Raw genomic sequence first — 12650 nt, forward strand, 5'->3', positions numbered from 1 at the left:
TTATGCCAGCTAAAGCGCAGACAAAAAACAACCGTGCAAACTGCAAAGCAGCGGCACGGTTGAATCAGTGCTTCGTTTGGAGAACAAACAATGAGAAGTTACTTAGCTGAACGCTCTTTTTCGATCAGATAGTCGGCAACTTTCAACATATTTTCGTGTGAACCCACCATATCTGAACTGATCAGGTATTTACCGTTCACAATTAAGCTTGGTACACCTTGAACCTGGTAACCACGCATACGTGCATCACCCTGTTTCAACTGCATACCAACAGCGAAAGAGTTGTACTGTTTCATGAAGGTCGCTTCATCAACACCATAGTTAGCAAAGATTTTTGCTAGATCTTCTGGGCCGCGGATACGCTCACGCTGAAGGTGGATTGCATCAAACAGAGCCTGGTGGGTCTTCTCTTTAACGCCAAGCAACTTAGAAACGTAATAAGCGCGCGCTAGAGGTTCCCAGCTACGACCAAATACAACAGGCATGTTTTCAAACGTTACATCAGACGCCAGATTCTCGCTCCAGCTGTGTAGCATCGGTTCGAATGCATTACAGTGCGGGCAAAGGTAACCAAAGGCTTCAACCACCTCTACCTTAGATGCGTCAGCTGTCGGTACAGGCTGTGGCAAAACTTTGTAGTGCTCATTAGCCTTCCAGTCCGCTGCAACTGCAACAGTTGACCCCAGCGCTAACAGGGCAGCTGCAAATAAATTGAATGTACGTCTTAACATGACCTGGTTCCTTGAAGTGGATCTTTAAAAGCTAAGGTAAAGAACTTGGCTGAATTGAAGCTGAAATCAAAAAAGGCAGCCGAAGCTGCCTCTATTTTAACTGTTACGATTACTCGTAAAGACCCTGAATGTAAGCAGATACCGCTTTCATTTCAGACTCTTTCATCGCTGCAGCGACTGTGCGCATCATAGCGTTAGGGTCGTTAGCGCGCTGTCCTTTAGAGAACTTAACTAACGAGCTCTCAACGTAAGCAGCGTGTTGACCAGCGAGTGCAGGGAATGCTGCAGAATCTACGCCTTTACCTGCCGGGCCGTGACATGCAGTACATGCAGAGACACCTGATTTCTCGTTACCGGCACGGTAGATCTTCTGACCAAGCTCAACAAGGGCTGGATCAGCCTGGCCGCCCTGCATCTTCTTACCAGCATAGTGAGCTGAAATTGCAGCAAGATCGTCTGCACTCATTTTGTCTAGAAGACCTGTCATTTCAGGAATTGCACGCGCACCTGATTTAATGTCATTTAGCTGTTTAAGAAGGTAACGCTCACCTTGACCTGCCAGCTTTGGAAAAGTTGGCACCATGCTGTTACCGTCTGGACCGTGACAGCCAGCACATACAGCAGTTAGTTGAGCTACATCTGCAGCCTGAACACCGCTAACCAAACCAAGGCTGATTAGCATTCCGAGCAGTACTTTTTTCATAACAATCTACCCAATCTCATCATTGAAGAGGTATACGAGCCCAGTTTTGCTGAACTCACTGAATCCGTTCGACTGTTTTTAACGATCACTTTTGGTGACGCAAGACAGGTAACAGCACTAAATTTGGGCGGCATTATAAACCGAATCCGCTATAACGAAAACCGACCTTGGTCAAAGAACTTCAATACCTTTTCGCTATAAAGTTATTACTTCGCAACCAGTAATGCGCTTGGAACAACTCCTGAGAACGGCTAGTACCAAAACTCGGAGTAATACATAATAGGCACTTAGCTAATCTAAACCGAGTTTTTCATGACCCAAGAGTTGCCAAAAATACACTACAACACTGCACGCTTTCTAATCAGTGCAGCCAAACTCAACCAGTGTCCTGAAGATATCGGTTCTGAAGTTGCCTTTGCAGGCCGTTCAAATGCTGGCAAATCCAGTGCAATTAACTCGCTAACTCAACAGACACGCCTTGCTCGTACCTCTAAAACACCGGGCCGAACGCAGCTGATCAACTTTTTCGACCTGAACTTGGATGGTTGTCGCATCGTCGACCTACCTGGCTACGGCTACGCGAAGGTACCCATCGCGATGAAAGAGCATTGGCAGCAGCACCTCGATGAGTACCTACAAAAGCGCGCATGCCTAAAAGGTGTAGTGCTGGTGATGGATATTCGCCATCCGATGAAAGAGTTCGATGAGATGATGGTGCAGTGGTGTGAAGCGACCGGCATTCCTCTTCACATTCTGCTTACAAAGTCAGACAAACTGAAACGTGGCCCTGCCCAAGCAACCATGCTATCAGTGAAGAAAGAGCTGAAAGCACGTCTTGCAGATAAGGTGAGCGTACAGACCTTCTCGGCACTTAAAAACGATGGTGTCGAGGCATTACGCGCCCGCTTAGATACCTGGATGCTCGCTGACCTAATTGAAGAGTTAGAGCAGGAAGAGGGCTAACCCTTTTCGCGCAGCTCATCACATCATTAAATAGTGCAGGCTAAAGTAGATAACTAGGCCTGCCGCAATCGATTTCAGCATATTCTGCGTCCAAATCCCTATCCCAAGAATTACGAGTGCTGAGATTATCCTCGCCGGTTCAATCCCTATTCCAGGCGCCTGCAAAACCACCGGTGCGGCAAGTCCGGGCAATACCGCGACTGCCGTGTAATTGAGCATCTGTTTGAAGTAGGTCGGTAGCGGTTTATCGCCTATCAGCCCAAGAAACGAGAAGCGAATTAGCCAGGTACCAAGACCAAGCAACACAATTACTGTCCAGAGATACGCTTTATCTTCCATCTCATACGCCTCCCTTTTTCGGAAGGCGACGCTCTATCTCAGACCCCACTAGCATCGCAGCAAGAGCCGCAATCAATAGCCCAGTGTTAAACGGCAGAGATTGCAGTAGCAACGTCCCTAAAACAGAGACGAAAGCGGCAGCCAAGTGGGCAGGAGAACGCAGCAAGGGGGCAATTAGCGACAGAAAGGTTGCAGCAATTGCAAAGTCCAAACCGATATTGGTTGGGAAAAACTCGCCCAAATAGGCGCCAATAAAGGTAGCGCTGTACCAGAAGATCGAGAGCGGAATCCCAACCCCAAAAAAGAATCCCAATCTCTCATCGACAGAGCGGTTTGGATTTTTCTTTAAATCTAGGGAGGTAAGAGCGAATGGCTGATCAAACAACCAATAACAGGCCAGACTTCGCTTCCATAGCGGCAACTTACCAAAGGTGGGAACAAGGGCGGCTGAGTAGAGCCCCATTCGAAGATTAACGGCAAGAGAGATAGCTAGAACAATTAGGACTGGGGCATTTTCGCTCATTAAGCTGACAGCAGATAGCTGCGCAGCGCCTGCGATGACCAATACCGAAAACGCCATCACCTCATAAATATTGAGGCCCGCTTCAGTCGCTACAACTCCAAACAGCATGCCAAAAGGCACCAGCACGAGCGAGAATGGCAAACCACTAAAGACACCGTCACGAAAACCGCGATAGAACAAACCTGATGTTGCCACTAGCACCCCAGCAAAGATCGCCTAAAATAGCGTAAAAAGAAATTAGTGAGCCTGTTCCCAATTTTCACCGACACCCACTTCGACAACCAAAGGCACATCAAGCTTAGCAGCGCCCTCCATCAATCGAATGATCTCTAGCTTAAACTGCTCAACCTGCCCTTCTGCCACCTCAAATACCAACTCATCGTGCACCTGCATAATCATGCGTGCATCGAAACCGCTCTCATTGAGCCATTGATCAACGGCCAGCATGGCCAACTTGATAATGTCTGCAGCCGTCCCCTGCATCGGGGCGTTAATAGCGGTACGTTCGGCCGCTTGGCGTAACATTGGATTACGCGCTTCGATATCTGGAAGGTACAAACGACGGCCAAACACAGTCTCTACAAAACCTGCATCACGAGCTTGCTCGCGCGTGCGTTCCATATAGTTTTGCACGCCGGGATAGGTCGCAAAGTAGTGTTCGATGTAGCTAGCAGCTTCACCACGTGTTGTCCCAAGTTGTTTCGCCAAACCAAAGGCAGACATGCCGTAGATGAGACCGAAGTTGATCGCCTTTGCACTGCGACGCTGATCATTTGTAACCTCCAGAGGGGTCACTTTGAAAACCTCTGCGGCCGTTGCGCGGTGAATATCGTCACCCGCTGCAAAAGCGTTCACTAAACCGGCATCGCCTGATAGATGCGCCATAATGCGAAGTTCAATTTGCGAGTAGTCGGCTGCCACCACTTTGTAGCCCTGAGGTGCAACAAACGCATGGCGAATCCGGCGCCCTTCCGCGGTACGCACTGGAATATTCTGCAAGTTAGGGTCGGTAGAGGATAGACGACCCGTCGCGGTCACTGCCTGATGGTATGAGGTGTGAATGCGGCCCGTGCCCTTATCAATCATCAACGGTAACTTGTCGGTGTAGGTCGACTTTAGCTTCGTCAGACCACGGTGTTCCATAATCAACTTTGGAAGTGGGTACTCAAGCGCCAGCTCCTGCAGAACCTCTTCAGCTGTTGAAGGGGCCCCTTTCGGTGTCTTCTTGATCACGGGCAGGCCCTGTTTCTCAAACAGAATCGCCTGAAGCTGTTTCGGAGATGCGAGGTTAAACGGCTCACCCGCCGCTTCAAACGCCTCTGCCTCCAGCACTTTAAGACGAGCTTCTAACTCAAGACTCTGCTGCCCTAGCATTGCCGCATCCACCAAAGCACCGTTGCGCTCGATTCGTGACAAGACAGGAATCAGTGGAATTTCAATCTCGTTTAACACCTTAGCAAGCGGTGCGACATCTTTCAGATTCGCTTGTAGCAGCTCGTGCAAACGCCAAGTAATATCGGCATCTTCTGCAGCATACTCGCCAGCAGGTTCAATCTCGATCTGATTGAAAGTGAGCTGGTTTTTACCCTTGCCCGCTAGAGACTCAAAGCTAGTGGTTGACTCACCTAGATAGAAATTCGCAAGGCTATCCATATCATGACGCGTCGCCGTGCTGTTGAGTACATAAGACTCCAGCATGGTGTCACTACCTATGCCTTTAACGTCGATTCCGTAACGCGCCAAAACATTCATGTCGTACTTAAGATGCTGTCCCACTTTCTTCAGTGACGCATCTTCAAGCAGTGATTTTAATTGATCCAACGCCCAACCGAAGTCGACCTGGGCTGGGGCACCTACATAGTCATGTCCAAGCGGAAGGTAAGCGGCCACGCCCGCTTCACAACAAAAAGAAACACCGACCAACTGAGCTTCCATGTAGTTCAGACTGGTTGTCTCAGTATCAAACGCAAAAGTCCCCGCAGCACGCAGCGTATTAAACCAACGCTCCGCATCCGCTTGAGTAAGAATCGTCTCGTAACGACGCTCAACCACCACTTTAGTTGTTGCTGGTGCTGCTGATTCGACTACTGCAGTTTCAGACGAGCCCTCAGGAGCACCCTCTAAAAGAGTCGCCCATGAGCGGAATTCGAAGCTTTTGAAGAGTTCAATCAACGCAGTATTATCTGGTGCAGGTTTGGTGATGTCGTTCAGTGAAATATGCAGTTCGACATCGGTTTTGATCGTTGCCAATAAGTAAGAGAGCTCCGCTGCTTCACGGTGCTCTTCAAGTTTAGCCGCCATCGTTTTGGCGCCACGAAACTCGAGCGTCGCAACCTTATCCAAATTCTCATAGATCGACTTAATGCTACCGATACCCTGCAGCAGACCCAGAGCAGTCTTTTCACCAACGCCAGGCACTCCGGGAATGTTATCGACCTTATCACCCATCAGCGCTAGGAAATCGATGATGAGTTCTGGTGGGATACCGAATTTATCGACAACACCCTGAGGGTCCATGGTTGTTTCAGTCATGGTGTTGATGAGCGTCACCTTATCATCCACCAACTGCGCCATATCTTTGTCACCGGTAGAGATAACTACATTGAGGTTATGCTGTTCAGCCTGACGCGCTAGAGTACCGATAACATCATCAGCTTCAACGCCCTCCTCAACAAAAAGAGGAATACCCATAGCTTTAATGATGTCATGTACTGGCTCCACCTGTAGTCTAAGATCGTCAGGCATAGGTGGGCGCTGTGCTTTGTACTCTGGATAGATCTCATCACGGAAGGTTTTACCCTTGGCATCGAAGATGACCGCAACTGGAGAGTCAGGATAGCTCTTTAATAAGCTTCGCATCATCGAGGTTAGAAGACGGATAGCACCCGTAGGTCGGCCATCAGAGGTACGCAAATTTGCACGCTCTGAAGCGAAGTAAGCACGGTAAAGATATGAAGAGCCGTCAACGAGGACTACAGGAGCAGATGCATCAGCCATAAGTAACTATCTATTGTATTTTTTAACAAGGCACACAATCATAGACAAAACCCCGTCAGCACCCAAGTGATTGGCTGACATTTAATCGCGATTAGAGAAAAGCATGGCTGTTTACACCCAAGTAACTGACGAACAACTTCATCAACTGCTAGCAGACTTTGATTTGGGTGAGGCGATCGCTTTGAAAGGGATCGACGGTGGCATCGAAAATACCAACTACTTCCTCACCACGTCACTCAACGGCCAGCAGCATGAATATGTGCTCACCCTTTTTGAGGAGCTAAACCGAGATGAGGTGCCATTCTTCGTTGAACTTGGTAGCTGGTTGGGCAAACGCAATGTTCCGGTTTCTCACGCGCTTGAAGATAGAAATGGGATCGGCTTAAAAACTGTAGCTAAACGACCTGCGATTATTCAGCCACGTTATCCTGGTGCACACCTCAACCGCACCGAGCTGACAGCCAACCACTGTGCACAGATAGGTACTGCACTTGCGCACTATCATCAGGGGGGCAGCGACTTCTACCTAAAACGCCAAGCACATCGTGGCGTATTCTGGTGGCGCCGTGAAAGTGAGCGCCTTGCACCACAAATCGCTAAAGCTGATGCAGAGCTGCTAACCGAAGAGGTCCGCCGTTTTGATGAGCTGCGCGATCAATTTGGCGAGCAACTTCCCAGCGGCATCATTCATGGCGATCTGTTCCATGACAACGCTCTCTTTCATGAAGACCGTCTCACAGCCATTTTAGATATCTACAATGCAGCAAGCGCATACTACCTATTCGACCTTGCCATCGTTGCCAATGACTGGTGTATCGATAGCAATCTACAAATCGACCCGCTCAAAGAGCAGGCACTGCTGAAAGCCTACGCAGCGATTCGCCCATTCAGTGATGACGAATACAAGGTCTGGCCACAACTGACTCGCACTGCAGCGATGCGCTTTTGGCTATCTCGTTTAGAACCATGGGTTGAGGCTCACCAAGGAAAAGGCAGCGGCAAAACGCTTAAAGATCCGGATGAGTTTAAGCAGGTGCTTTTGCATAGGATTGCGAAGCCGAGTTCAATATAAAATGGTCGGGGCTTGCTGCGCAATTCCCTCCTACAACACCCTGTAGGAACGAATTGCCGCAGGCAAACCGTGACCGCTCTTACTTTGGAAGGTGACGCTGCATACTCCTTCTCGTATACTGTACGCCCATTCAGTAGAACCCGAAGATTGAGCCATGGACGTTACCCATATCATCGACTCCCTCAACGACGCACAACGTGATGCTGTGACGGCGGATATCAGTAACCTCTTGGTGCTGGCGGGAGCGGGTTCCGGTAAAACACGTGTGCTTGTTCACCGTATTGCATGGCTTATCGAAGCCGAGCAGATCTCGCCCTACTCCATCCTTGCCGTAACCTTTACTAACAAGGCCGCTAAAGAGATGCGAGGCCGTATCGAAAGCCTACTTAACATCAACGTCCAAGGAATGTGGGTAGGCACCTTCCACGGTTTGGCGCACCGCTTACTTCGTTCTCACTGGCAGGATGCTGGGCTGCGAGAAAACTTCCAGATCATGGATAGCGATGACCAACTGCGGTTGGTTAAGCGACTCTGTAAAGAGATGGGTTTAGATGATTCACGCTGGCCTCCAAAGCAGATTCAATGGTTTATTAATGCTCAAAAAGATGAGGGGCTTCGCAGCCATCACTTAGAGCGCACCGGCGACCTAGTTCAAGACACGCTGATCCGTGTCTATGAAGCGTATGAGCAGGCATGTGACCGAGGCGGCATGATCGATTTCGGTGAACTACTGCTGCGCTGTTTAGAGTTACTTCGCGATAAAAATCCACAGCTACTCGCCCACTATCGTGACCGTTTCCGATACGTGCTTGTCGACGAGTTTCAGGATACCAACGCCATTCAGTACGCCTGGCTACGACTTCTTTGTCAGGGTGAACACAAGCTGATGGCGGTGGGTGATGATGACCAATCAATCTACGGCTGGCGTGGCGCGCGCATTGAGAATATCCAAAACCTAGAGACTCACTTTAGCAACCTGCGCACCATTAAGCTGGAGCAGAACTACCGCTCAACCAGTAATATTTTGACGGCTGCCAATGGTGTCATCAGCAATAACTTCGGCCGCTTGGGTAAAGAGCTCTGGACCGATGGCAATCAAGGTGAACCGATTAGCCTCTATGCCGCCTTTAACGAGCAAGATGAGGCGCGTTTTATAGTCGATCGCATCGCTGCTTGGATAGACGAAGGCAATCGCAGAGACGAGAGTGCCATTCTCTACCGCTCCAACGCCCAGTCACGCGTGCTCGAGGAGATGCTGATTCGGGCGGGTATCCCATACCGCATCTATGGTGGCCAACGCTTCTATGATCGTTTGGAGATCAAAAACGCGCTGGCATACCTGCGCCTAGTCTCTAACCGAGATGATGACACCGCAATGGAGCGTGTCATCAATGTTCCAGTGCGCGGCATTGGCACCAGTACTATCGAGAAGATTCGCGACTATGCGCGTGAACAGGGTATCTCGATGTGGCGCGCGAGTAATGAGATCGTCGAGCACAATGCACTTCCCGCAAGAGCCAATAATGCTCTGCAGGGTTTTTTAGATCTCGTTAATCGACTCGATACAGACACCGAAGAGACATCTCTTCAAGAGCAGACCGACCACGCGATTAAACTCTCTGGCCTTATCGCTCACCACGAAAAGGAGAAGGGAGAGAAAGCGCAATCACGTATAGAGAACTTAGAAGAGCTTGTGACAGCTGCCCGCCAGTTTGAGCAACAGTGGTCTCTGGAAGAGAATCCAGAGTTCCCATCAGTCCTATCTGCATTCTTAGACCAAGCCGCTTTGGATGCTGGCGAAGCACAGGCGGATCAGTTCACCGATTCGGTACAGTTGATGACTCTGCACTCCGCCAAAGGCTTGGAATTCCCACTAGTATTTCTTGCAGGCATGGAAGAGGGTCTGTTCCCGCACAGCATGTCTGCAGAGGAGCCTGGTCGTCTCGAAGAGGAGCGCCGCCTCTGTTATGTAGGCATCACACGCGCCATGCAGAAACTCTTCCTAACCTACGCTGAGAGTCGTCGCCTGCACGGACAAGATAACTACAACCGCCCTTCTCGCTTTATCCAAGAGATTCCAATGGAGACGATAGAAGAGGTGCGTTTGAATGCCACCGTTCGCCGCCCCTACTCAAGCGGCTCCGATGTGGAGTTCACCCCATCTAAAGCCTTTGCCAGCGAAGTACCCGACACCCAGCTCAGTTTAGGCCAACGCGTTAACCACCCTAAATTTGGTGAGGGCATGGTCATCAATTTTGAAGGCTCGGGTCCTAAAGCACGCGTACAGGTTAACTTCGATTACGAAGGGACCAAGTGGCTGGTTGTTGGGTTTGCAAATCTAACCGCGCTTTAATGCATTTGGACTATATTGCAGATTGTTTAAAGAAAAATGACACTCGTGTAACAATCGTGTAACAAAAGTGTTTTTAAATAGTCCGTAATTGAGTGATACGTCACCCGAAACGTTTAAACGCAAACCTAACAAGAGGAGATACTCTTGGACATTAAACAGATGAACAAGCTTGAAAAAGCGACGGCTTCAAATCAATCAGATGTGATGCGTATCGGATACGCTCTACTATTCATGGTTGGTATCATTCTATATATCGGCGCACAGGCTGCAGACATCCCAGGTGGCTTCACGCTCATCGTCGCTGCTGTAGTTGGCGGCTACATGGCAATGAACATTGGTGCCAACGACGTTGCGAACAACGTGGGTCCAGCAGTAGGCTCTAAAGCTCTTTCGATGACTGGCGCTATTATCATCGCGGCTATTTTCGAAGCGAGCGGTGCCCTCATTGCGGGTGGTGACGTAGTTAGTACAATCAGTAAAGGGATTATCAACCCTGCTGCGATTGGTGATGCTGATACCTTCATCTGGTTAATGCTTGCAGCACTTTTAGCAGGCGCGCTTTGGCTGAACCTTGCAACTGCTGTCGGTGCTCCAGTTTCGACAACGCACTCTATTGTGGGTGGTGTACTAGGTGCTGGTATTGCCGCTGGCGGATTTGGAATCGCAAACTGGGACCAGATGAGCGCCATTGCGGCAAGCTGGGTAATCTCCCCTGTCCTTGGCGGTTTAATCGCAGCGGGTTTCTTGTACCTGATCAAACGCACCATTACCTATAAGTCAGACATGCGTGTCGCGGCTAAGAAGATGGTTCCTGTTCTTATTATGATCATGGCTTGGGCGTTCTCTACTTATCTAGCGCTTAAAGGCCTAAAGAAGATCGTCAAATTGGATTTCATGACTGCTCTAGGTGTTGGTCTTGCGATCGCGGTTGTTGTTTACGTTATCGTTAAAGGTTTGGTTAGCAAGGCCGCTGACAAGCTCGATAACGACAAAGCAGGTGTAAACAAACTATTCACTATCCCACTAATCTTCGCTGCTGCACTGCTAAGTTTTGCTCACGGTGCTAACGATGTTGCGAACGCTGTAGGTCCTCTAGCTGCTATCACAGATGCAATCATGAGCCACGGGGTTTCAACTAAAGCGAGCATTCCTCTTTGGGTTATGATGATTGGTGCTATCGGTATCGCCTTGGGTCTTGCCCTATTCGGTCCTAAACTGATCAAGACTGTTGGCTCTGAGATCACTGAGCTTGATCAGATGCGTGCTTTCTCGATTGCGATGGCTGCTGCGATCACCGTTATTGTTGCATCACAGCTCGGTCTTCCAGTGTCATCTACTCACATCGCTGTGGGTGGTGTATTCGGCGTTGGCTTCCTACGTGAGTTCCTAAAGTCTAGCCATGCTCGCATGATCAATGAAATCAAAGATCATCACCAGGGTGCAGACCAGGAAGAGGTAGAAGAGTTCCTAGCTAAGTTTGAGAATGCATCGATCGATGAGAAAGGTGCAATGCTTAAGCAACTGAAGAAGAAAACAGCTTCTGCAGAACTGAGCAAAAAAGAGCGCAAACAGCTTAAGAAAGCTTACAAGCAAGAACTAGTGAAACGTTCTGCAGTCTACAAAATTGCTGCAGCATGGATCATCACTGTACCTGCTTCAGGCGGCCTAGCAGCGATCCTATTCTTCGTAATTCGTGGTGTAATGGTCTAAAACCATTCATCTTCTAAAAGCCCCTTCTGGGGCTTTTTTTATTTTTATATCATCATGAAATTGTCATAAACGCTTCACAGAGTTGTAACAGAGAAAACTTCTAATAGACATCAGACAGGTTGTGATTGAAACAACCTTCAGATTTCTAAAACAAGGAGTTGGATATGATTCTACGTGTTGCAACCGCAGCGGCTACAGTAGCTGCTCTAATGAGTACTCCAGCAATGGCTCGTGACAATGTGAGCATCGCTGGTTCTTCAACAGTTCTTCCTTTCGCAACGATCGTTGCAGAGCGTCTAGGTCGTAACCCAGCATTCAACACTCCAGTAGTTGAATCAGGTGGTTCTTCTGTTGGTAAAAAAGGTGTTTGTGACGGTATCGGTACTGAGTTCATCGATATCGGTAACGCCTCTTCACGCATGAAAACTAAAGAGCTCGAGTACTGTGATACCAACGGCGTAAAACTTACTGAGATTAAAGTAGGTTACGACGGGATCGTTGTTGCTAACTCTAAATCAGCGCCACAGCTAAAAGTTTCACTATCAGATCTTGGTAAAGCTCTAACTGCCAAAGTGGCTATCGACGGCAAGATGGTCGATAACCCATACAAAACTTGGAACGATGTGAACCCAGCGCTGCCAAATATCGCTATTCGCGTATATGGCCCACCAACAACTTCAGGTACTCGCGCATCTTTCGCAGAGATCGTGAACGAGAAAGCATACTGTGGCAAAGATGCAGATGCTAAAGCAGCTCTAAAAGCGGCAGGCCTAAAATCTAAACAGTGTCGTGCGATGCGTACTGATGGCGCGTACATCGAAGCTGGCGAGCAGGACAACCTAATCGTACAGAAACTACAGGAAGATAAAGATGCTTTCGGTATCTTCGGTTTCTCTTACCTAGACCAGAACTCAGACAGCATCCAGGGCTCTGAGCTAAGCGGCGTTGCTCCAACGTTTGAAGCCATTGCAGACGGCTCTTACAAAGCTTCACGTGCACTCTACTTCTATGTTAAGCACCAACACATTGGTGTAGTGCCAGGTATCGAAGAGTACATGGCTGAATGGACTAAGTACTGGGATGAGGACGGTATCCTTGCTGATGCAGGCATGATTCCAATGCCAACAACTGAACGCGAAGAGATGGCTGCACGCATGAAATCTCTACCTGTTCTTAAGGCAAGTGATCTTAAGTAAATCAGACTCTGGTTTATCGATATCCGACCTGTGATTCAGGTCGGATTTTTCTACGTCTGGATA

At 48.9% G+C, this 12650-nt stretch carries 10 protein-coding genes; 5 read left to right on the forward strand and 5 right to left on the reverse strand.

From position 1 onward, the window contains the following. Positions 1–98: 98 nt before the first annotated feature. Both HH196_RS08820 and HH196_RS08825 read right to left on the reverse strand, forming a co-directional pair. Positions 99–731, reverse strand: a complete 633-nt coding sequence (locus tag HH196_RS08820) for a thiol:disulfide interchange protein DsbA/DsbL (protein WP_169451756.1) — start codon at positions 729–731, stop codon at positions 99–101. Positions 732–840: 109 nt separating this feature from the next. After that, positions 841–1434, reverse strand: a complete 594-nt coding sequence (locus tag HH196_RS08825) for a cytochrome c (protein ID WP_169451757.1) — start codon at positions 1432–1434, stop codon at positions 841–843. 312 nt (positions 1435–1746) lie between these two features. Between HH196_RS08825 and yihA the strand changes: the two genes are divergently transcribed. Next, the gene (gene yihA, locus HH196_RS08830) at positions 1747–2397 is read left to right on the forward strand and encodes a ribosome biogenesis GTP-binding protein YihA/YsxC (RefSeq protein ID WP_169451758.1); all 651 of its coding nucleotides are present in this window, start codon (positions 1747–1749) and stop codon (positions 2395–2397) included. An 18-nt stretch (positions 2398–2415) separates the two neighbouring features. On the opposite strand, the gene HH196_RS08835 is transcribed toward yihA, so the two are convergent. The 3 genes from HH196_RS08835 to polA are packed head-to-tail and all read right to left on the reverse strand — an operon-like array spanning position 2416 to position 6256. Continuing rightward, entirely contained in the window at positions 2416–2736 is a 321-nt protein-coding gene (locus HH196_RS08835) for an AzlD domain-containing protein (protein WP_169451759.1), read from the reverse strand. 1 nt (position 2737) lies between these two features. Next, positions 2738–3454 (reverse strand): AzlC family ABC transporter permease, encoded by a 717-nt coding sequence (locus tag HH196_RS08840; protein WP_211160775.1) that lies wholly within the window; start codon positions 3452–3454, stop codon positions 2738–2740. 42 nt (positions 3455–3496) lie between these two features. Further along, positions 3497–6256 (reverse strand): DNA polymerase I, encoded by a 2760-nt coding sequence (gene polA / locus HH196_RS08845; RefSeq protein ID WP_169451760.1) that lies wholly within the window; start codon positions 6254–6256, stop codon positions 3497–3499. A 103-nt stretch (positions 6257–6359) separates the two neighbouring features. Between polA and HH196_RS08850 the strand changes: the two genes are divergently transcribed. From HH196_RS08850 to HH196_RS08865, 4 genes are all read left to right on the forward strand, one after another. Further along, entirely contained in the window at positions 6360–7328 is a 969-nt protein-coding gene (locus HH196_RS08850) for a homoserine kinase (RefSeq protein ID WP_169451761.1), read from the forward strand. A 154-nt stretch (positions 7329–7482) separates the two neighbouring features. Beyond that, complete coding sequence (uvrD, locus tag HH196_RS08855; protein ID WP_169451762.1) at positions 7483–9681, forward strand: DNA helicase II; 2199 nt, start codon at positions 7483–7485, stop codon at positions 9679–9681. Positions 9682–9840: 159 nt separating this feature from the next. After that, on the forward strand, positions 9841–11391 hold the full coding sequence (locus tag HH196_RS08860; RefSeq protein WP_211160776.1) for an inorganic phosphate transporter: 1551 nt from the start codon (positions 9841–9843) through the stop codon (positions 11389–11391). Positions 11392–11555: 164 nt separating this feature from the next. After that, the gene (locus HH196_RS08865; RefSeq protein WP_169451764.1) at positions 11556–12587 is read left to right on the forward strand and encodes a substrate-binding domain-containing protein; all 1032 of its coding nucleotides are present in this window, start codon (positions 11556–11558) and stop codon (positions 12585–12587) included. The last annotated feature ends 63 nt before the right edge of the window (positions 12588–12650 follow it).

The organism is Marinobacterium sp. LSUCC0821, assembly GCF_012848475.1.
GTDB lineage: Bacteria > Pseudomonadota > Gammaproteobacteria > Pseudomonadales > Balneatricaceae > Marinobacterium_E.